General features: G+C 64.8%; 20 protein-coding genes and 2 riboswitches. Of the genes, 8 read left to right on the top strand and 12 right to left on the bottom strand.

All coding sequences use genetic code 11. From position 1 onward, the window contains the following. Positions 1 to 59 precede the first annotated feature (59 nt). Together tilS and upp are read left to right on the top strand one after the other, a co-directional pair. Complete coding sequence (tilS, locus tag QZ269_RS00200; RefSeq protein ID WP_291423010.1) at positions 60 to 1,643, top strand: tRNA lysidine(34) synthetase TilS; 1,584 nt, start codon at positions 60 to 62, stop codon at positions 1,641 to 1,643. 48 nt (positions 1,644 to 1,691) lie between these two features. After that, a complete protein-coding gene (gene upp / locus QZ269_RS00195) occupies positions 1,692 to 2,315 on the top strand; it encodes a uracil phosphoribosyltransferase (protein ID WP_291423008.1) in 624 nt (207 codons plus the stop codon). Between the two features lie 96 nt (positions 2,316 to 2,411). Here the strand turns inward: upp and QZ269_RS00190 are convergent, their stop codons facing one another. The 9 genes from QZ269_RS00190 to deoC form a co-directional block, all read right to left on the bottom strand. Next, positions 2,412 to 3,068 (bottom strand): LrgB family protein, encoded by a 657-nt coding sequence (locus QZ269_RS00190; RefSeq protein ID WP_291423006.1) that lies wholly within the window; start codon positions 3,066 to 3,068, stop codon positions 2,412 to 2,414. A gap of 10 nt (positions 3,069 to 3,078) precedes the next feature. Further along, positions 3,079 to 3,462 carry a CidA/LrgA family protein gene (locus tag QZ269_RS00185; protein WP_291423005.1) on the bottom strand — a complete coding sequence of 128 codons (384 nt, stop codon included), beginning with the start codon at positions 3,460 to 3,462 and terminating at the stop codon, positions 3,079 to 3,081. Between the two features lie 567 nt (positions 3,463 to 4,029). Continuing rightward, the gene (locus tag QZ269_RS00180; protein WP_291423003.1) at positions 4,030 to 4,719 is read right to left on the bottom strand and encodes a 5'-methylthioadenosine/adenosylhomocysteine nucleosidase; all 690 of its coding nucleotides are present in this window, start codon (positions 4,717 to 4,719) and stop codon (positions 4,030 to 4,032) included. A 148-nt stretch (positions 4,720 to 4,867) separates the two neighbouring features. Then, entirely contained in the window at positions 4,868 to 5,950 is a 1,083-nt protein-coding gene (locus QZ269_RS00175; protein ID WP_291423001.1) for an NADH:flavin oxidoreductase/NADH oxidase, read from the bottom strand. 113 nt (positions 5,951 to 6,063) lie between these two features. Then, positions 6,064 to 8,133 (bottom strand): penicillin-binding protein 2, encoded by a 2,070-nt coding sequence (locus tag QZ269_RS00170; protein ID WP_291423000.1) that lies wholly within the window; start codon positions 8,131 to 8,133, stop codon positions 6,064 to 6,066. Then, complete coding sequence (locus QZ269_RS00165) at positions 8,130 to 8,642, bottom strand: Rod shape-determining protein MreD (RefSeq protein WP_291422998.1); 513 nt, start codon at positions 8,640 to 8,642, stop codon at positions 8,130 to 8,132. The genes QZ269_RS00170 and QZ269_RS00165 overlap by 4 nt, the downstream gene beginning before the upstream one ends. A 38-nt stretch (positions 8,643 to 8,680) precedes the next feature. After that, positions 8,681 to 9,463, bottom strand: a complete 783-nt coding sequence (gene mreC, locus QZ269_RS00160) for a rod shape-determining protein MreC (protein ID WP_291422996.1) — start codon at positions 9,461 to 9,463, stop codon at positions 8,681 to 8,683. Continuing rightward, on the bottom strand, positions 9,460 to 10,119 hold the full coding sequence (locus tag QZ269_RS00155; protein ID WP_291422994.1) for a Maf family nucleotide pyrophosphatase: 660 nt from the start codon (positions 10,117 to 10,119) through the stop codon (positions 9,460 to 9,462). Before QZ269_RS00155 ends, mreC begins: the two co-directional genes overlap by 4 nt. A gap of 1 nt (position 10,120) precedes the next feature. Then, on the bottom strand, positions 10,121 to 10,798 hold the full coding sequence (gene deoC / locus QZ269_RS00150; RefSeq protein WP_291422992.1) for a deoxyribose-phosphate aldolase: 678 nt from the start codon (positions 10,796 to 10,798) through the stop codon (positions 10,121 to 10,123). Between the two features lie 248 nt (positions 10,799 to 11,046). Here deoC and QZ269_RS00145 point away from each other — a divergent pair, with 248 nt between their 5' ends. The 6 genes from QZ269_RS00145 (at position 11,047) to QZ269_RS00120 (ending at position 17,166) form a co-directional block, all read left to right on the top strand. After that, complete coding sequence (locus QZ269_RS00145; RefSeq protein ID WP_291422990.1) at positions 11,047 to 11,574, top strand: GNAT family N-acetyltransferase; 528 nt, start codon at positions 11,047 to 11,049, stop codon at positions 11,572 to 11,574. A 147-nt stretch (positions 11,575 to 11,721) separates the two neighbouring features. Continuing rightward, on the top strand, positions 11,722 to 12,621 hold the full coding sequence (rocF, locus tag QZ269_RS00140; RefSeq protein ID WP_291422988.1) for an arginase: 900 nt from the start codon (positions 11,722 to 11,724) through the stop codon (positions 12,619 to 12,621). A 76-nt stretch (positions 12,622 to 12,697) separates the two neighbouring features. Continuing rightward, complete coding sequence (locus QZ269_RS00135; protein ID WP_291422986.1) at positions 12,698 to 13,240, top strand: hypothetical protein; 543 nt, start codon at positions 12,698 to 12,700, stop codon at positions 13,238 to 13,240. Positions 13,241 to 13,302: 62 nt separating this feature from the next. Further along, positions 13,303 to 13,390: riboswitch (ZMP/ZTP riboswitch) on the top strand. Between the two features lie 84 nt (positions 13,391 to 13,474). Further along, positions 13,475 to 15,010: a bifunctional phosphoribosylaminoimidazolecarboxamide formyltransferase/IMP cyclohydrolase gene (gene purH / locus QZ269_RS00130; RefSeq protein ID WP_291422984.1), complete on the top strand. Its 1,536-nt coding sequence runs from the start codon at positions 13,475 to 13,477 to the stop codon at positions 15,008 to 15,010. Positions 15,011 to 15,110: 100 nt separating this feature from the next. Further along, positions 15,111 to 16,028 carry a bifunctional 5,10-methylenetetrahydrofolate dehydrogenase/5,10-methenyltetrahydrofolate cyclohydrolase gene (locus QZ269_RS00125; RefSeq protein WP_291422982.1) on the top strand — a complete coding sequence of 306 codons (918 nt, stop codon included), beginning with the start codon at positions 15,111 to 15,113 and terminating at the stop codon, positions 16,026 to 16,028. A gap of 91 nt (positions 16,029 to 16,119) precedes the next feature. Beyond that, complete coding sequence (locus QZ269_RS00120) at positions 16,120 to 17,166, top strand: glycosyltransferase family 4 protein (RefSeq protein ID WP_291422980.1); 1,047 nt, start codon at positions 16,120 to 16,122, stop codon at positions 17,164 to 17,166. Between the two features lie 37 nt (positions 17,167 to 17,203). On the opposite strand, the gene QZ269_RS00115 is transcribed toward QZ269_RS00120, so the two are convergent. The 3 genes from QZ269_RS00115 to QZ269_RS00105 form a co-directional block, all read right to left on the bottom strand. After that, positions 17,204 to 18,214 carry an alpha/beta fold hydrolase family protein gene (locus tag QZ269_RS00115; protein ID WP_291423121.1) on the bottom strand — a complete coding sequence of 337 codons (1,011 nt, stop codon included), beginning with the start codon at positions 18,212 to 18,214 and terminating at the stop codon, positions 17,204 to 17,206. 5 nt (positions 18,215 to 18,219) lie between these two features. Then, positions 18,220 to 19,557 (bottom strand): O-acetylhomoserine aminocarboxypropyltransferase/cysteine synthase family protein, encoded by a 1,338-nt coding sequence (locus QZ269_RS00110; protein WP_291422978.1) that lies wholly within the window; start codon positions 19,555 to 19,557, stop codon positions 18,220 to 18,222. 159 nt (positions 19,558 to 19,716) lie between these two features. Beyond that, a riboswitch (SAM riboswitch) is annotated at positions 19,717 to 19,803 on the bottom strand. 339 nt (positions 19,804 to 20,142) lie between these two features. Then, positions 20,143 to 20,532 (bottom strand): Fur family transcriptional regulator, encoded by a 390-nt coding sequence (locus QZ269_RS00105; protein ID WP_291422976.1) that lies wholly within the window; start codon positions 20,530 to 20,532, stop codon positions 20,143 to 20,145. Between the last annotated feature and the right edge of the window lie 79 nt (positions 20,533 to 20,611).

The following is a 20,611-nucleotide window of genomic DNA, read 5'->3' as shown; positions in this document are numbered from 1 at the left end:
TGCACGGCCACGCCCAGGAGTACGCACTCTCTTCACCACCGCGCCGCTAAACTACCGTGATGATCTTCTCGCGGCGACTGCTGGACCCTCTGCTTGCCTGGGCTGGACAGGCGCCCGTGGTCGGGGTCTCGGGCGGGGCCGACTCGGTGGGCCTACTGCGTGCCCTGCTGCTGGTCGGCGCACGGCCCGTCGTGGCGCACTTCGACCATGCCCTGCGCCCGGATTCGGCCCGTGACGCCGAGTGGGTCGCGGCCCTAGCGCACGACTTCGGCCTGCCCTTCGAGACGCTGCGGGTTGAGGTCGCCGCCGTAGCCCGCAAACGCGGTTGGAATCTGGAAGACGCCGCCCGCCGCCTGCGCTACGACTTCCTAACGCGCACCGCCCGCCAGCACGCAAGCATAGGAATTCTGAGCGCACACACCCGCCGGGATCACGCCGAAACCGTCCTGATGCGTCTGCTGCGCGGCGAGGCCGTGCTGAGTGGCATTTTGCCCCAGTACGGGCGCGTCTACCGCCCCTGGCTGGACATCAGCCGCGCGGAGATCGAGGCCCTTTTGCTTGAGCTGGGTCAGGGCTGGCGCGAGGACCCGACAAACGCCGACCCCGCCTACACCCGCGCCTGGCTCCGCAGCGAAGTCATGCCGGTTCTGACGGCGCGTGTGCCTAGGCTGGAGGAAAACCTGGCCCGTGTCGGCAGGTACAGTCAGCAGGACGACGAGGTGCTTGAAGCCCTCGCCGCACGCACTGGCCGCCATACCCCGCTAGCCGGGCAACCCACGGCCCTGCTGCGCCGCTGGGTCAGGTCGCAGCTGATCGCCGCTGGACTGGCCTACCACGCCACTCACCTCGACGAGGTCGCGCAGGCGCTAGCACAGCAAAAGACCCTGCACCTGACCTTGCCCGGCGGGCATCACCTGACCGTTACAGGCGGCTCCCTGTACTGGCAGGCGCGGAAGTGGCCCCAGCCAGACTTCGACTTTCCAGGCGAGTGGACCGCCAGAACGCGGCAGCCTGGGGATCGTATCCGGCTGCCCGGCGGCGCCCGCAAGGTCAGCGACGTACTTGGTGAGGCCCGTCTTCCCCGTGAGGAACGCGACCGTGTGCCCCTGCTGGTTGCGCCTGGCGGTGTGCAGTGGATCGGGTTGACCCCGCCCGTGTGGGCCGTGGGAGCACGCGAACAGGTCAGCGCCCCGCCGGACCCTACCGATCAGGCCATGCAGGAGGCGCTGCGGCTGGCGCGGCTGGCGGCGGTGGAACATGAGGTGCCTGTCGGCGCAGTCGTCGTTGATCCTACTGGAAGGGTGGTGGGCCGGGGCCACAATACCAGTCGGCGAGACGGAGACATGACCCGCCACGCCGAACTCGCGGCCCTGCGTGAGGCGGCCGCCTGCCTAGGCACCCCGTACCTGACCGGCTGCACCCTGGCCGTGACCCTGGAACCTTGCCCAATGTGCCTGGGCGCCTGTCTGGAAGCGCGAATAGGCCGGATCGTATTCGGAGCCAGCAACCCCAAAGCCGGGGCGCTGGGCGGGGTCAGCGACCTGCTGGGCTTTCACTGGGGACACCGCCCGGAAGTCACCGGTGGGGTGCGGGCCGGGGAAGCTGCCCGGCTGCTCCGGGAAACGTTTCAGGGGTTGCGATGAGGTGAGAGAAAAGCAGCAATCACCGCCTCTCAAACGTTATCGTGAGTCATGGTCACCATCGTTTCCCACCCACTAGTGCAGCACAAACTTTCCCTCATGCGCGACGAACGCACCGGCGTCAAGGAATTCCGTGAACTGGCGGGCGAACTCAGTCTGCTGCTTGCTTACGAGGCCATGCGCGACCTCGAACTGACCTCCCAGCGCCTGAGCACTCCCATTGAAGAAGGCGACTTCCCCATGCTATCAGGCAAAAAACTGGCCCTGGTCGCCATCTTACGAGCTGGGCTGGTCATGACCGACGCCATTGTGGGGCTGGTGCCCGCTGCGAAGGTCGGTCACATTGGCCTGTACCGCGACCCGCAAACGCTTAAGCCCGTGGCGTACTACAACAAACTCCCCGCCGACATCGCCGAGCGCCGCGTGTTCCTGACTGATCCCATGCTGGCGACGGGTGGCAGTGCCAGCGCCGCCATAGGATTCCTGAAGGAAGCCGGAGCGCAGAGCATCAAGTTGATGTGCATCCTGGCCGCGCCTGAGGGCACCGCAGTGATTGAAAAAGACCATCCGGATGTGGACATCGTGGTGGCCGCCGTGGACAGCCAGCTCAACAACCACGGCTATATCGTGCCGGGGCTGGGAGATGCCGGAGACCGGATTTACGGCACAAAGTAAGTGGGCAGTGGTGGGTAGGGCAAGTGTGAGTGTAGGGATAGCCTGGTGTTTGGGTCATCCCTACACGGCAACTTGGTCGCACTTAACACGGCCCACTTACCCCAGGAACGCCACAATGAACGTCACCAGCACCGCAGCCAGCCCCATGCCGATGCTACTGGCTGCCCCCGTCAGGTCGCCTTCCTCGCGGGCGCGGGCTGTGCCGACACCGTGCGCCACGCTACCAATCGCTATCCCACGGGCCAGCGGGTGCCGCACCCCAATCAGAGTTAAAAAGGACGGCAGCACCAGCGCCCCTAGCAACCCCGACAGCACCGCCAGCGTCGCGGCCAGTACGGGCGGGGCGTGGGTAAACTGCGCCAGTTGCAGGGCCACCGGGCTGGTCGCCGGGGCCGTTTTCAGTGACCGCTGGGCCTCGGTACTCAGGAGCAGCAGCTGGGGCAACAGCGTGTCGGCGCTCACGCCCAGCAGCGTGCCCCCCAGCCCGCCGAACACCAGCGCCCGCCACTGCCTGGCCAGCAGTGCCCGCAGGCGGTACATCGGCACGGCCAGGGCCACCACCGCCGGGGTCAGCAGCGCCGAAAGTGGCTGAACGTTCAGGCGGTAAGCCTCGTATGGCGTGTGGCTCAGCAGCAGCGCGGCGGCGACCAGCACGGTAGCCACCAGCGTCGGGTTGCTTAGCGGCGAGCTCACCCGCAGCCCCAGTAACGTCCCCATCACGAAGGCCAGCAGCGTCAGGGCAATCCAGGTCATAGCTCGGCCCTCATTCGCGCACCAGCCGGGACGCGATAAGGCCCGCCGCCCCTGCCCCCAGCAACAGCCCGGCCAGCATCACCAGCAGCCACAGCCCCCAGGTCGCCCCCGCCGAGAGGTAGTCAATCACCCCGACCGTGGCGGGCACAAACAGCAGGCCCAGAATCCCCAGCAGCCCGTCGGCGGCGTCCTCAATCCAGTGGAGGCGCACCAGTCCGGCGCTCAGGGCCGCCCACATTAGCAACATGCCCACCACCGGCCCCGGCATCGGCAGGTGCAGCAGCGTGGTCAGTCCCGTGCCCAGCGCCGCAAAACCGACCAGAATCCCCATGCCCAGGACAAAACGGACGGGCTGCGGCAACTGGCGGGTGACGGATTTAGGTGGGGTGGTCATGGGGGGCAGTGGTAAGTAGAAAGGGGAGCTGCGGCAAAAGCCAGTTAGGATAGTAATCCGCAACCTTGTGTATTTTGTGTATTTTTGCCAGGTACAGCTCGGTAAACATAAGGTTTTTAGCTCCTCCCATCTGTGGGGGACTCGTTAAAGCTACTAGCAGAGGCTGGGAGGGAGGTGGCGCAGACAGCGTCTCGTACGGAGCCGGGTTGAATGGTTTGCAAAAGCCGTTCAGTTCGGGCGAACTTGTAGAGCTGCGCCGCAGAGCGAGTGAGAGCAAACCGGACTTCGGGTGTGGAGTTGGCAACCCGCAAGGGTATTGGGTTGTTACCGAAACAGACGGCAGTCCGTATCAGACAAGCAAAATTAGACTTGCAACTTTGTGACGCCGAACACCTTCCGGACTACTAAGTGCGACCAAGTTACCGTTTCGGGATGACCCAAACACCATATCCCTACACTCACACTTGGCCGCACCTTTTCCCATACTCACTCTGCGGCGCAGCTCTACGAGTCCGCTCGGTTTGTCTTTGCGCAAACTTGGTTGTCCTTAATCGAAGGGAATGCCAGTCAATTATGCAGCCGTGCCAGCATCCCGCGCACGACCTGTTTAGCGTGGCGGGCCACCAACGGCATGAAAGTCCGGTAATCCACGTTGGCGTCGTGGTCGGCGGTGTCGCTAATGCTGCGAATGATTACGAAGGGCACCCCGGCTTTGGCGCACACCTGGGCCACCGCCGCGCCTTCCATCTCGGCGCAGGCCGCCTGATAGTCCTTCCACAGCCGCTGCACGCCCTCCCGTGAGGCGATGAACTGGTCGCCGCTGGCAATCCGGCCCTGGATGACCTGCACCCCTTCCACGTCGGCGGCGGCGCTTACAGCCACCTCGCGCAGGTGCGGGTCGGCGTTCCAGGCGGCCTCCTCGCCGGGGATGGTGCCCAGCGGGTAGCCCAGCGGGGTCACGTCCACGTCGTGCTGCACCAGGTCAGTGCTGATCACGATGTCGCCCACCCGTAGCCCAGGGTGAACGCCGCCCGCCACTCCGGTAAAAATCACCCGGCTGGCCCCCTGCATCAGCAGGTAGGTGGTGGTCATGGCCGCGTTCACCTTACCGATACCGCCCCGCGTGACCAACACTTCCACGCCGTCCAGAATGCCCCGGTGCAGGGTCACACCCGGAAAATCCAACTCCTGCCGCTGCTGCAAATCCGCGAGCAATAGCTCTATTTCTTCATCCATCGCGCCAATAATCGCCAGCATGGGCCGAGTCTAGGGCAAAGGCGGGCAAAGGGGGCCTAGTGTGCGGCCCAACTGCACTACTCTGATCGCCGCAGCAGTCGCCGGGCAGCCGGGTGAGGCGCAGCTGGGCGCACGCTGGCCGCTTTGCCACGGGTAACCTAATGGCGCTTTACCAGCCTGCGCGGGCATAGGCGTCGGGCAGCGTTGGCTTTAGCCCCAGGGTGCGGGCGGCCCGCTGTGCCCAGTGAGGATCGCGCAGCATGGCGCGGCCCACGGCGACCAGATCGGCCTGCCCCGACTGCATGACCTGCTCGGCCTGCTCGGGCGTGTCGATCATACCCACGGTCATGATGCGCAGCTCCGGCACCGCCGCCTTGATGTGCGCGGCGAACGGAGTCTGGTACAGCGGCCCGACCTCGATCTGCTGGGCAGGCGTCAGGCCGCCCGTGCTCACGTCCAGCACCTCTACGCCTTCTTGACGCAGCAGCGCGGCCAGCCTCGTGGTCTGTTCCAGATCCCAGCCGCCCTCGGCCCAGTCGGTGGCACTGACCCGTACAAAAATGGGCAGGTGGCGCGGCCAGACTTCATGCACCGCCTGAACCACTTCCAGCAGAAAACGGACCCGGTGCTCGAAAGGCCCGCCGTAGTCGTCGGTGCGGGTGTTGGAGAGCGGCGAGAGGAACTGGTGCAGCAGATACCCGTGTGCGGCGTGAAGTTCCACGGCGTCGAACCCCGCCATCTGAGCGCGGCGGGCGGCGTCGGCAAAGGCCGCGACTGTGGCCCGGATATCGTCTACCGACATCATCCGGGGCACACCCAGCAGCTCGTGGTAGGCGTTGCCATCCGGCCCCAACGCGATCCAGCCGCCCTCGGCCTCAGGTAGCCAGCCTTTGCCTTTCCAGGGCGCGTAAGTGCTGGCCTTACGCCCGGCGTGGGCCAGTTGCACCCCGATCTTGCTACCGTGCCTGTGTACGAAGTCAGTAATGTGCCCGAACTGAATCATCTGCTGGTCATCCCACAGGCCCAGGTCGTCGGGGCTGATCCGGCCTTCAGCCGTGACTGCCGTCGCCTCGGTCAAGATCAGGCCCGCGCCGCCCAGCGCGAACTGCCCCAGGTGAACCAGATGAAACTCGTTGGGCAGTCCGTTTTGCGCCGAGTACATGCACATGGGCGACACGACCACGCGGTTGGGCAGGGTCAAATCCTTGAGCTTCAGCGGTTTGAACAGGGCCGGGTTCACAGGAGCAGTCATATCTCAACTTTACCGGGGCCGGGGGCGGCGGGCCAAGAGTGCGCGGTTGGGCTGATCTTTAGAGGGGCCTGTTTAGCGCAGTCTATACGGGTTCCGTACTATTCGGCGCTGCTCTATTCCAGCCCGCGTTCCTTGCGGACCCGGTGCATTTCGCCCAGTTCGCCGGTACAGGTTTGCGGCCCCCAGATGGTGCGCCCCGCCCCGTCCAGTGGCACGCACCAGCGCGTGGCGAACATCTTCTTGGCGGCCTTGAGTGCGGGGCCGGAGCCTTCGCCGCCGTTTTGAAAGAACACCACAACCAGAAAGTTGGGGTTGTCGAGCGGCCCGTAGCCCTCGTACCAGGCGTGGGTATAGGAGTACCCGTAGCGCTGCGACAGCCCGTTCTCGGCGGTGCCCGTTTTGCCCGCAGTACGCACCGGAAACAGCCCCGGCCCGATGGCAAAACTCGAAGTCCCGATTCGCAGCAGGGTGGTCAGGCGCATGCCTTCCTTGACCAGTTGGAAAGACCCCACGTTGCCGTTTTTCACAGTGCTGCGGGCGGGTTTGGGGGGCTGGGTCTGGTCACCGACCGCGCGGATCACGGTCAGGGGGCGCTGCTTGCCCTCGTTCATAATCGTCGAGAGGACATACGCCTGCTGCGCCGGAGACACCAGCGTGTCGCCCTGGCCGATGCTCATGTTCAGGGCGAACCCCGGATACCAGGGCGATTTGGGCGATTTGTAGTCGTCGACATCCAGAATTTGTCCGGTCTTCTCTCCGACCAGTTCCAGGCCGGTGGTGCCCCGGTAACCCAGCTCGGTCAGGCGCGACTTGAGCTGGCGCGAGTACGCTTCGGGACCGGCCCGCACCGCCGAGTTGTAGAACCACGGGTTGCACGAATAGGCGATGGCACGCCGGGCATCCACGACCCCCAAGTTAAAGTGCGCCCAGTTGTTGAAGCGTGCGCCCCTGAAATAGTACGAGGGCGGGCAGCCCATCGTAAAGTTGCCCCATTTTTCGTTATACGCCAGCGCCGTGCCGGGTTTGAAGACGCTTCCGGGGTTGTAGGTCTGAACCACACGGTTACTGGTCACGGCGTCCAACGCGGCGTTTTTGCGATTGGGGTCCACGGCCCAGTTCCGCGCCGCCGTGTTGGGGCTGGGGGTGCGCGAAAACCAGTTGGGGTCGAAGGTCGGGCTGCTCGCCATCGCCAGCACCTCGTTGGTGCGGGGGTCTAGCGCAATGACCGCCCCGCGTGACACCGTTTCGTAGGGGCGGCCATATTTCCAGCGCCCGGCGTTGATGTCGGCCAGTCCCTCCTGTAGGACGCGCTCAGCGGCTTTTTGCAGGGTCGAGTCGATGGTCAGGGTCATGTCTTTGCCCTTCTGGCCGGGGTCTACCACACTTTCGGTCAGCGGGCGGCCACTGGCACTGACCTCGCGGCGGCGCACCCCGTTTTTGCCCCGGAGGGTCTGCTGCTGGCTGTATTCCAGCCCCGAAGTGCCGACCAGATCGCCACGGGTGTATTCGCCGCTACCAACCTGTTGGTTGCCCGCCTGCTGCACGTACCCGATCAGGTGCGCGGCCAGGGTGCCCTGCGGATAGACCCGCTCAAGGCGTTCGCGGATTTCCAGGCTGGGCACCATAACCAGGTACTCGCTAAGTGCGCCCAGGCGGTCGGCGGGGATATTGCTCGCCAGAACCACGTCCGGTTCCTTGGCAGGCACCGGTTCACGGGGCTGGCCGCCGACCAGCGCAGATTTGGGCACGTTTGCCAGATACCGGATGCGGTCCCAGTCGGCAATGGCCTGCGCCGGGTCCTGCGGGTTGCGGCGTCCCAGATACACCAGGTCGTAGACGGCGCGATTGGTGGCGAGCACTACCCCGTCGCGGGTGCGCAGTTGCCCGCGCAAGGCCGGGATCACGTCGTCGCGCTGAAAGTTGCTGTTGGCCCGCACCGCAAACAACTGATGCTGGGCAATTTGCAGCTGATAAAGCCGCGCCCCCAGGCCAGCCAGCCCCAGCATGAAGGCCAGCGCCACCCAGCGCACTGCGGGCGAAATCGTCTCACCGGGCGGCCCGCCCGCAGTGCGCCCTGCCCCGATGTATTCGCGGCCATGCGAGTCCAGGCGAACGTGGCGCACTCTGGGCGCGGCTGAACCCTCCGGTGCCTGCTCATCATCGGAAAAATCGATGTCGATCACTCCAGACCGTCCGGCACGCGGCCCAGGGCGTAGTCGGCAAACCAGTTCCACAGCGGCGCGGCGATCAACGTGGTCAGCAGCGACAGCGGCAGGATGTGCACCAGCGATTCGGCGGTGACCAGGCCCGTACGTAGCCAGTAGGTCAGAAACATAAAGGTCAGCCACTGCCCCAGCACGGCGGCCAGCACGCTGAGCAGCCCCTGTCCGGCGCGGCTGCCCGCTGCGCGGCGCGTCAGGAGCACCAGCAGGGTGCCGCCCGCCAGCGCCGCCGCGTGCAGCCCCAGCGCCCCGGCTCCCAAGATGTCTTGCGCCAGGCCCAGCGCGTAGGCTCCTAGCAGCGCGGAAACCGGCAGAGTGCGCCGGGCTAGCGCTATCCCCGTAAGCAAAAACAGGTCTGGCGGCGGCACACCCAGCGGGCTGAGCAGGCGTGAAAGGGCACTTTGCAGCACCAGCAGGGCGACCACGTAGCCCAGAATCATCAGCCAGGGCGGCCCGACGGGAACGGACATACCGGTGGCTGCCGGGGCAGCATTGAATCGCCGAGACATCAGAGCCTGCCCAGCACAGTCACGTCGGTGACCGATCCCACATCGACCGTGGGCCTGACAATGACGGTGCGCGTGAGGTCGTTGGGGCCGAGGAGCAGCACCTTTTCAACCTGTCCGACGCGGATACCCACTGGATAGACCCCGCCGAGGCTGGACGTGACGACCACGTCACCAGGCTGCACATTCACGCCCGAAGTGAATTCGACTTTCAGGCGGTCGGGTGGTGCGCCCGTGGCCAGTCCGCGCCCGCCCTTGCCCCCCGCAAGCGTCACGCCGACACTACTTTCGGGGTCAACCAGCGACACGACCACCGCCTGATGGGCACCGACCTGGGTAATCTGCCCGACCAGTCCGGCTGGAACGGTCACGGGCATGCGGGGCTGCAATCCGTCGGCGCTGCCCTTGTTCAGTGTCAGGCGGGCCAGCAGCGGGCTGGGATTCACGGCGATCACCTGCGCTGTCGCCACCGCGTTGGGGGCCTGGGTTGCGGTGATCTGCGTGACCTGGTGCAGCCGCCTGACTTCCAGCGACAGCAGTTCATTTTTCTGTCGCAGATCCTCGTTGGCCCGCGTCAGGGCGCTCACCTCGCCCGACAGGTGCCGCTGTTCCAAAAACCCCGTGACGGCGCGGCGCAGGTTGTCGCCTGTGACCACGCCCAGCTGTGTCAGTGGAGCCGTGGCCGACAGCAGCGCTACGGGCGCGACCAATTGGGTGCGGGTCATGACCATGCTAAGAACCAGCAGCGCAGCAAATACCAGCCCCAGGCGTTGCCATTCCCTCACGCTGACCCGGCCCCGGCTTCAAGCGCCCCGGCGGGGTCGCCCCAGACCGGCACCCCGGCCCGGCGCAGCAGCCCGGTGACCAGCGCCAGCGGAAAGCCGACGACATTCGAGTAATCGCCGCTTACGCGCTGCACCAGCGCCATGCCCAGGCCCTGGATGCCGTAGCCGCCCGCCTTGTCGAGTCCCTCGCCCGAGTGGGCGTAGAACTGCACTTCCTGTTCCGACAGGGCGCGGAAGGTCACGTCGGTGCGTTCGGTGCCCTGCCAGGTGCCAGAGGGCGAAATGACGCACACCCCGGTGTAAACCTGATGCCCACGCCCCGCCAGCTTGCGGATAAATTCAGCGTTTTCGGCGCTGCTGCCCGGTTTGGCAAGCAGTTCACCGTCGCAGGCGACCACCGTGTCGGCGGCGATGACCACGGCGTTGGGGTGCTGGGCGGCGACCGCTCTGGCCTTCAGGGCAGCCAAGTCGCCAGCTAGCTTGGCCGGGTCGGTTTCCACGCTGTCTTCGGCCTCGCCACTGACCACGACCTCGAAAGTCACGCCCAGATTACTTAGCAACTCCCGGCGGCGCGGGCTGCCCGAGGCGAGGATGACAGCTGGCCCGCCAGAAGGTGAAGAGGTGCCGGATGAACGGCTGGGTACAGCGACCGGCATATCAGTACCCTTGTTGCGCCTGTTCACCCGACACTAGGGCCACGCCGCCCGAGGTGCCCAGGCGCGTGGCTCCGGCGGCAATCATGGCCTGAGCATCGGCCACCGAACGCACGCCGCCCGCCGCCTTGATCTGTACCGGGCGCTCAGGCTTCATCTCAGCGATGACCCCGGCCATCAGCTGCACGTCCTCCGGGGTCGCGCCGCCGGTGCCGAAGCCGGTGCTGGTCTTCACGAAGTCGGCTCCGGCCCGCACCGCCGCCTGAGTCGCGCGGCGTTTTTGGTCATCACTGAGATAACAGGTTTCGATGATGACCTTGAGTACGTGCTCAGGAACAGCCTTCCGAACGGCGCGGATGTCCTGCTCGACGGTGTCCCAGTCGCCCGCCAGCGCCGCGCCAATGTGAATGACCATGTCGATCTCGTCGGCTCCGGCCTCGGTGCTCAGGCGGGCCTCGAGCGCCTTCTGGTCGCTGGTCAGTGCCCCCAGCGGAAAGCCGCAGACGGTCGCTACCTTGACCCCGCTGCCTGCCAGTTGCGCCGCGCACTGCGCGATAAACGCCGGGTTAACGCACACCGCGTAAAAGTGGTGCTGCTGGGCTTCCTGGCATAACTGGCCGATGTCGGCGCTGGTGGCGGTGGCCTTAAGAAGGGTGTGATCGATATAACGGGCAAGTTCCACGGAACCCAGCATAACGCGGAACCCCTAGAGGCTGGTCAACTAGAGGATGGCCGGTAGCCTACCGAAGTTCGCGCAAAGATTTAGAGCAGTTCTCCGAATGATGGGCACGTCGGAAAAACACCGCCGCCCCCTTCATTCCACGTCCTGCTCTTTCTTTTTCACTCGTTCCACTTGGCAAAAAGATGGTCAAAAGAGCACCATCTTTTTGCAAAATGCTCCCCGTAAGGTTCCAGGGGTACGCTAGAGCTGTGACGCTGCTCTTTACTCCACGTTTACTGTTATGGCCGCTGAACCGGAGCATCCTGGAAGCCCGGCTTCAGAGCGCTGATTTCAGTCTGGAGTGTTCCTTGCCTGCGGGCCAGCTGACCGTACATTTCGGCACCGACTGGCCCGGCGACCCACTCAGCGCCTTTCCTTATCTGTTTACGCAGCTGAACGCGCAACAAGAAATCCCAGGAACCTTCGTGGCGGTGCATCGCCAAACGGCGCAGGCGGTGGGCATGCTGGGCAGCAAAGGCCGCCCACGGCAGGGCGAACTGGAAATCGGCTACGGCTTTAGCCCGGTAGTCTGGAATCAGGGGTACGCCACCGAAGCCCTAAGCGCCCTTCTCCCTCATCTGCTGGACTGGCCCGGCGTACACACGCTGACGGCGCAGACTGCGCCCGGCAACGGGGCCAGTGAGCGGGTGCTGGAAAAAAGCGGCTTTGACCGCACCGGCAGCACCGTTACTTCAGCGGGCAAGTTAAGCGGCTGGGTTTACCGCGCCCCGGCGTAAAGGCCCCTGTCCAACGGCGCCTGTCCAGCGGCACCCGGCAGCATGAATATTCAGTTGAATATCCACCAAGGCCGTACTGCACCTGAGCCGGGGAAATAATGTTGCAGCCGTAAGGCATAACCCTGCTCAGGCTTTAAGCTTTTATTCATGAACATCTCTATTCTGGGTATTCCGATGGACCTCGGGGCCGGGCGGCGCGGCGTGGATATGGGGCCTTCGGCGCTACGTAATGCTCAGCTGGCCGTAACGCTGCGCGAACTGGGCCACACCGTTTCCGACCTGGGCGACATTTCGGTGGCGGTTCCCGAAACGCTCGACAAATACGCGCAGGGCGGGCTGGCCTTTTTGGACTCTATCCGCCAGGCCTGTCAGGACACCGCCGACCGTGTAGCGGCGCTGCCTGAAGGCATCTTTCCGCTGACGCTGGGCGGCGACCACAGTATCAGCATGGGCACCGTGACCGGCAACGCCCTGCGCGGCAACCCCCGGGGCGAACGTATGGGCCTGATCTGGGTTGACGCCCACACCGACTACAACACGCCCGACAGCAGCCCCAGCGGGAACATTCATGGCATGCCCGTGGCCCACCTGACCGGGCGCGGCGACGACAGCCTGACCAGTCTGGGCGGCGGCTGGCACATGAATCCCGAAGACATTGTGATGATCGGCATTCGCAGCGTGGACGCCCATGAACGCGAGCTGATGCGCGAGGTCGGGATCAAGGCGTACACCATGAAAGACGTTGACCAGCTGGGCATGACCCGCATCTATGAAGAAACAATGGAGCGCCTGAGCGCCACCACGCGCCTTCACGTTTCTTTCGACGCCGACGCCCTCGATCCAAGCATCTGCCCTGGCGTGGGCACCCCCGTTCCCGGCGGCCTGACCTACCGCGAGGGCCACCTGCTGATGGAACTGCTCTGCGAATCGGGGCGCGTGACCAGCATGGACATCGTGGAAGTCAACCCGGTTCTAGACCACCGCAACCAGACCGCCGAGGTTATGGTGGGTATGGTGGCCAGCCTGCTGGGTCAGCGCATCATGTAAGTGGCAGCCGGACTGCCGGGCCGCGTGTAAACGAAATCACAATGCGCTATCAGTGCGGAGCGCCTACGCTAAGCGCATGAGCTTAAAAGACAATTTCACCACCGACGAATGGCTGAAGGTCATGACGGGGCCGGGCCAGGCCGGGGCCGCCGTGGTCGCCGCCAGTCCCAGCGGCCTGACCGGACTGATGGCCGAAGCGCAGGCGATTGCCCAGACTATTCGTGCAAACGTGAGCAGCCAGAGCCGCACGCCGCTGATGGAAGCGATGGCGGCTGACCTGCTGGGCACGCCACCTGACCCCAAATCGCTGCCGCAGAGCACCGCTAAAAACTTGGAAGATGTCAAGACCCAGGCCCTCGAAGGTGTGCGCCAGGCCGTGTGGCTGGTGGGGGCTAAAGCCAGTCCCGAGGACGCCGCTGCCTACAAAACTATGCTGCTCGAAGTGGCCGAAAAGACCGCTGCTGCCGCCAAGGAAGGGGGCTTTCTGGGCATAGGCGGTGAGCAGGTCAACGACAAGGAACGCGCCGTGATTGAGGAAATCAAAAGGCTGATCGGCGCCGCCACGCCTGAGAACAGCACGGGCCTGACTCCAGCGAGTGATCCCACCAGCACGCAGTAAACGCGGCGCGTAACCAGACGCCTCTGTGCTTCGGGGCGTCTTTTCGCGTTAAACTGGACGGGTCTGCGGGTGGCGACTGGCGCAAAAGTGGGTAGAAACCACGGGGAAGCCTCCCGAATATCACAATGATCGTGCGCCTGGGTCGGACGTGTCTTTCTGATCCTCTCCCCTTGCAGGAGAGGGTGCCGCGCAGCGGCGGGAGGGAGGCGCGTCCCCAATTTCTCTGGGGGAACAATGTCAACAAAACGGGCCTTACTCTCGGTCAGTGACAAGACCGGAATCGTAGACTTCGCGCAGCAGCTTCAGGCACGCGGCTGGGAACTGCTCAGCACTGGCGGCACCTTCGCGGCTCTCTCGGCGGCGGGCGTGACCGTGCGGCAGGTCAGCGACGTAACTGGCTTTCCGGAGATGATGGACGGACGAGTCAAGACGCTGCACCCCGCCATTCACGGCGGCCTCCTGGCGCGGCGCGGCACCCCTCACATGGACGAACTGGCCGCGCAGAACTTTGGCACCATCGACCTCGTGTGCGTCAACCTCTACCCCTTCCGCGAGACGGTGGCAAAGGGCGCACCCGACCCCGAAGTCATTGAAAACATTGACATCGGCGGCCCGGCCATGATTCGTAGCGCGGCCAAAAACCACGAAGCGGTGCTGGTGCTGGTTGACCCCGCCGACTACGCAGTAGCCCTTCAGGACGACGTTTCGCCCGCTGAGCGCCGCCGCCTCGCGGCCAAAGCCTACGGGCACACCAGCGAGTACGACGCGGCGATTACGGCGTACCTAAGCGGCGAATCGGACGAATTGCCCACGCAGCTCCCCGAACGCCTGACCCTGAACCTGACCCGCACGGCCCAGGTGCGCTACGGCGAAAACCCGCACCAGCCGGGCGCCATTTACCGCTGGGGCAACGCGCAGGGGCCGGTGCTGGACGCGCAGGTGGTGGCGGGCAAGCCGATGAGCTTCAACAATTACGCCGACGCCGACGCCGCCTGGAATCTATGCCAGGAGCTGGCGGCGCAGGAGCAAGGCGCCGTGTGCGTGGCCGTCAAGCACGCCAATCCGTGTGGTGTGGCGGTGGCCGAAAACGTGTCGGCGGCCTGGGAACACGCCCGCGACGCCGACACCCTCAGCGTGTTTGGCGGCGTGGTGGCGGTTAGTCAGCCGGTAGACTTCGCGGCGGCCCAGAGCATGAAAGGCACCTTTCTGGAAGTGCTGATCGCGCCCGACGTCACCCCCGACGCTACCGCCTGGTTCGCCGCCAAAAAGCCTGACCTGCGCGTGCTAATTGCCGCAAAGTCGCAGGCCGTGAGCGTGCTGGACGTGCGCCCGTTGGCCGGAGGATTCGCCGTGCAGGAGCGCGACGCTCGCCCCTGGGCCGATCTCTGCCCCGAAGTCGTCACCGGGCGCCAGCCGACACAGGCCGAGTGGAACGACCTGCGCTTTGCCTGGGCGGTGGTCAAGGGAGCGCGTTCCAACGCCGTGGCGATTTGCAAGGACGGCGTGACCGTGGGCCTGGGGGCGGGCGCAGTCAGCCGCATCTGGGCCGCTGAGCGTGCGCTGGGTAATGCGGGCGAAAAAGCCCAGGGCGCGGTGCTGGCCTCCGAAGCCTTTTTCCCCTTTGACGACGTGGTGCGCCTCGCCGCCGCCGCTGGCGTGAGCGCGATTTTGCAACCCGGCGGAGCCAAGCGCGACCCCGAAATTATCGCCGCCTGCAACGAACTGGGCGTGAGCATGGTGTTCACGGGTTCGCGGCATTTCAGGCACTAAGAATGTCTAAGAGTCCAAGAGTCGAGGGGTCTAGGGGCCGTTTTGACCCTTCCCCGCAGGTCGCAAGGGCCTTTGCAGGGCAAAGGGAAGAAGGGGCGTCATGACCAACCCAACTGAGCACTCAAGCCAAACGCCACCAGCCACCAGCCACAGGCCACAAGCCCTCCCTGGCAAACCCCTCGCCGACCAAGTGATGAGCGGCGTCAAAGCCGACCTGAAAGCCTGGGCCACGCTGGAACACCCCTTTAGGCCCCACCTCGTCAGCATATTGGCTTCCGACGACGAGGCTTCGCGGGTGTATGTCAGCAGCAAGCAGGCGCGAGCCAAAAAGCTGGGCGTTGATTTTCATGTGCTGGATTTAGGAACGGGCGCGACCCAGCCGGGACTGGAAGCCGCGCTCCGCGAACTTTCTGCCGACGATACGGTTCACGGCATTGTGCTGGAGCTGCCGCTGGCGCGGGGGCTGGACGCCGACGCCGCGCTGCTGCATATCGCCTGGCGCAAGGACGTAGAGGGCCTGACACCCGCTAACCTCGCCCTGATTGCCGCCGGACGCGAATCAGAGGCGATTTTGCCGCCTACACCGCGTTCTATCCGCTTTTTGCTGCGTGAGGTTCTGGGTAACGACCTGCGCGGCCTGCGAATTGCCGTCATAGGGCCGGGGCGCACGGTGGGCCGCCCGCTGACCTTCATGCTGAACAACCGGGGAGCGACGGTCACGCTGTGCAACGAACACACCCGCGATCTGACAGGCGTTTTGCGCGACATGGACGCGGTGGTGGTCGCGGTGGGCCGCGCCGGACTGCTGCGCCCTGAGCATGTGCAGCCTCACCACACCGTTATCGACGCCGGAATCAACGTACAAGACGAGGGCAAAGTGACGGGCGACGCCCTGCCCGACCTCCCCGTGCGGGCGCAGACGCCGGTGCCGGGGGGCGTAGGGCCGCTGACCAGTGCACTGATGTATCAGAACCTGGTGCGGGCCGTGAAGTTACAACGGGGAGAAGAGGTTGAATAGGGTTGTTTCTCCCTCTCCCCTTGCAAAGGGCGTTGGGAAGCAGCGGGAGGGGGGCAGCGTCAATGTTGCCTTCCTGACCGATGCCCCCCGCGTGGCCGGTTCCGAATTTTGGCTACTGGACGTGCTTCCGCTGCTGCGCGGTGACGACATCCAGTGCACCGTTTTCCTGCGCGGCACCGAGCCGCTGCATGAAATTGCCCGCCGTTTTGAGGCTGCTGGCGTGACGGTGCAGCGGTACGCCGACCTGCACACCCTGCCCGACCTCACACGCCATTTTGACCTGCGGGTGGTGCAGGGCTGGACACCGGGAACGTACCAGGCGCTGATCCCCAATCTGCAAAAGCCGCGCTGGGTGGTCAGTCACGACCAGCTGGACTTTCACTACCCGCCGCCGCTGCGCCAGACCTACGCCGAGGCCTACCCCTGGACCAAAGCCCCGTGGTTCCGCCGGGCCGATGGCGTGCTGACCGTCTCCGAGTGGGCGGGCGACTTTATCCGGCGACGCATGGGCGCACAGAACGTGCAGGTAGTCAAAAACGGCGTCAAGACCGGGCGGTTTTATCCGGCTGCGCCTGCCGAACGCGCTGAACTGCGCCGGGGCTTTGGCTTCACGCGTTTCACCGTGCTGGTGCCGGGGCGATTTGCACCCGAAAAGAACCAGCTGGCCGCTATCCGCGCGGCCCGGCACGCGCCTGAACTGGACTTTATTTTCGTGGGCGATATGGACAGCACGGTGGGTCAGCTGGCCCAGGGATACAAGGGCTTCTTCCGGCTGCAAAACGTGCAGTTCTGGGGCCGCCGCTGGGACATGCCAGAGCTGTACCGCGCCGCCGACGTGCTGCTGCAACCCACCATCGCTGAGAATCAGTCGCTGGTAACGTTGGAAGCCATGAGTTCCGCCCTGCCCATCGTGACCACCGACATTCCTGCCCAGGCCGAGCTGGTACAGGACGGCAAAACAGGACTGCTGGTGCCAAGCGATCCGCGTCTACTCGTGACCGCCCTCAAAGCGCTGGCGGCCCATCCCGAACGCGCCCGGCAGCTGGGCGAACAGGCCCGCCAGTATGTGCTGGAACGGCACACCCTGGAACAGTGCGCGGCGGGGGTGGCGCGTGTGCTGCGGGGGGCAGCCACCTAATACGGACCCCGAGTCCGGATGACCGGCCCATCAACGCTCAATTCTCGGTGGGCGAAGAGTGCAAAAACTCCTGCACCCGTTCTGGCAGGTCCTGCGCATCTATCAGAAAAGCGTCGTGGCCGTGGATGCTGCTTAGCTCCCAGTAGGTGCTGTTCGGCAGCAGCGCCGCGTGGGCCTTTACTTCGGCAGCCGGGTAAAGCAGGTCGCTCGAAATCCCGATACACAAGACGGGCACTCGAATGCAGCGCAGTTCCTCGTCGGTGGGCTGAAAGGCGTCCATGGCCTGTGTCAAGGTACAGTATGACTGCTCACAAAAGCGGGCCGCCAGTTTCTCGCCCTGGTGTTCCAGATAAGTGGTGATCGCCGGAACCCCGGGGCGACGGTTGCCGCTCTGGGTCACGGCAAGGCTCTCGGGGCTGCGGTAACTCAGCATGGCGATTTGGCGGGCGACCTTCAGGCCCTCACCGCCAGGGGCCGCTTTGATGGCGCTTCTGGCCGCCGTGTTCAGCCCGGTCGCCCACGGGGAGTGCCGCGCCGGAGCGCCGATAATCACGGCCCGCTCGACCAGTTCGGGGCATTCCAGGAGCCAGGCGTAGGCCAGCATCCCGCCCATGCTGGCGCCGATGATCTTCACTTTCCGGATGCCCAATTCGGCCAGCAGGGCGCGGCCCACGCGGGCCATGTCGCGCAGGGTAAGCGGCGCGGGCTGCCCGCCGGACTGGGGCAATTCGCCGGGGCCGCTGCTTCCAGCGCAACCGCCCAGCACATTGGCGCACACCACGTAGCTGGTGGCCGGGTCAAGCGGCCTGCCTGCGCCCAGAAAATCCGGCCACCACTCGTGTACGGCGCTGGTGCCAGTCAGGGCGTGCAGCACCAGCGTGGCCGTTTCCCGCGCCTCACCGTAGGCGTGGTAGGCCACACGCACATTGCTCATGGGCAGACCACAATCGAGCAGCAAGAGCTGGTCACGAAACAATGTCACTGTCTTGTGAACGAAAGGGCGCTCGGGCGCAGCAAGCGCAGAGAGCGGAGCGGGGGAATGCACCACAGCCGTCAAGCCTTCTCTCCGCCCAGCGCGGCTTCGAGGGCCTGCGCGAAATCTTCCTTGATGTCGTCGATGTGCTCGATGCCCAGGCTCACGCGCACCAACCCCGGAGTCACGCCCGCCGCCGTCTGCGCGTCCTCACTCAGCTGGCTGTGGGTGGTACTCGCCGGGTGAATGACCAAGGTGCGGGTGTCGCCCACGTTGGCGACGTGTTCAGCCAGCTTGACGCTGCGGATAAACGCCTCACCCGCCCCGCGCCCGCCCGTCAGCTCGAAGGTCAGCACTGCCCCGGCCCCGCGCGGCAAGTAGGTCTGGGCGCGGTCGTAGTGCGGGTGGTTCGACAGGCCCGGATAGGTCACGCGGCGCACGTCGGGGTGATTGGCAAGCCACTGCGCCAGCGCCAGCGTGTTCTGCGCCTGTCGCTCGGCCCGCAGTGAGAGGGTCTGAATCCCCTGAATAAATTCCCAGGCCTGCTGCGGCGCAAGTGTGGCGCCGAAGTCGCGCAGGCCCTCGGTTCTGGCCCGCAGAATAAAGGCCAGATTGGGTAGCCCGAGCTGATTGCCCTCGCCGAAGGTCTCCCAGAACTTCAGGCCCTGGTAGCTGGGGCTGGGATCAGTCATCAGCGGGTAGCGCCCGTTGCCCCAGTCGAAGTTGCCGCCGTCCACGATCATTCCGCCGATGCCATTGCCGTGCCCGCCGATCCACTTGCTGGCGCTGTGTGTCACTATGTTCGCGCCGTGCCTAAGCGGCTGGCAGAAGTACCCACCTGCCCCGAAGGTGTTGTCCACGACCACCGCGACCCCGCGCTGCCGGGCCACCGCCGCCACACCCTCAAAATCGGGAATGTTGAGCGCCGGGTTGCCGATGGTTTCCAAGTAGACCGCCCGCGTCTTTTGGTCGATTAGGGCGGCAAATTCCTCGGGGCGCTCGTCTTTGCTGGTAAAGCGTACCTCGATCCCCAGGCGCTTTAAGGTCACGCGAAACTGGTTGACCGTGCCGCCGTACAGGTTGGGAGAAGAGACGATATTGTCGCCTGCCTGCGCCAGCGTCACGAGGGCGATGAACTGGGCGGCGTGCCCGCTGGAAACCGAAAGCGCCCCCACGCCGCCCTCGAGGGCCGCCACACGGTCTTCCAGAACGGCGTTGGTGGGGTTCATGATGCGGGTATAGATATTGCCGAACGCTTGCAACGCAAAGAGATCGGCGGCGTGCTGGGGAGACTCGAACACGTAGCTGTTGGTCGGGTAAATCGGCACGGCCTGCGACCCGGTCGTGGGGTCAGGCTTCTGTCCGGCGTGAACTTGCAGGGTTTCAAAGTGAGGCGCGGGTTTTTTGGTATCAGACATAGGTCAACTCCTTGAAGTCGTGGGGTTCAGGGAGCCGCAAAACACGGCGTCCCTTCTCGGAAATTGAGAAGGGACACGGGGGATATCGTCATCCGCGCGGCCTTCCCGCTTGGTCCCAGCGTTGCCGAAAAAGGCGGGTCGCCATCGTCGGCGCTCTTACACTTGGGCTGGCCTTGGCACCGCTGACGTGATGAGGTCCGGTTGCCGCGCCGTCTACGAGCCAGTTCTCTCGGGCGCTCTGAAGTGGGTTGGCTCCTTGCGGGAGCTGAGGCGCAGTTTAGCGCACCGGGCCGCCGCAGGTCAAAGTGGGCCGCAGAGCCCAGGGCAACCGCAAAGTCCCAAAATTGCAGAATGAACACTCCAATTTCTGTTTTTGGCACAAAAAGCGACTCTGAATCGAAGATCATCGAGTGATGAAAACAGACTTTTTCGATTCCATATCAGAAGCAATTTGATCCAGGTTGAAAATTGAACCGACTTTGCGGAAGCCCTGCCGCAGAGCCGCTGGTACAGGGGACAGCTGCGGAAATGTAAGTTGAATCTGTTGTTCGTGGCCTCGCACTCCTGAGTGACACCCCGAAGGCTTCAGGCAAGCCGCGCCGCGCAGTCGGGGCACAGGCCATAGAGCGTGACCTCGTGGGCCTCAACCACATAGCCGCCGGGATAGACTGTGCCACTGGGCAGCGCCACCGGGCAGGTGTGCAGCGTAAACACCCGGCCACACGCCCGGCAACTGAAATGATGGTGGTGCCCGCGCCCGCTGGCCTCGTACAGGGTTTCGCCTTCTAGCAGCACCGGATGAATCTGCCCCTGCTCGGTCAGTAGCTTAAGGGTGCGGTACACCGTGGCGATCCCCAGCCCCGGCAGATCACTTTTGGAGCGCTCCAGCACTTCCGCCACAGCCAGCGGCCCCTCGGCAGCACTCAACACACGTGAAATCACGTCGCGCTGGCGGGTACTGCGGGTGGTGGTCATGGCCCTAGAGTAGCAAACGCCGCAGGGCCACAAAAGAAAAAGACCCACCGTTGCAGGTGGGCCCAGCGAAGGCGTTTTG

It is taken from the genome of Deinococcus sp. (assembly GCF_018260405.1).
Classification (GTDB): Bacteria; Deinococcota; Deinococci; order Deinococcales; family Deinococcaceae; genus Deinococcus.
The sequence above is the reverse complement of the archived record's forward strand: the minus strand, read 5'-3'. Positions and strand labels throughout refer to the sequence as shown.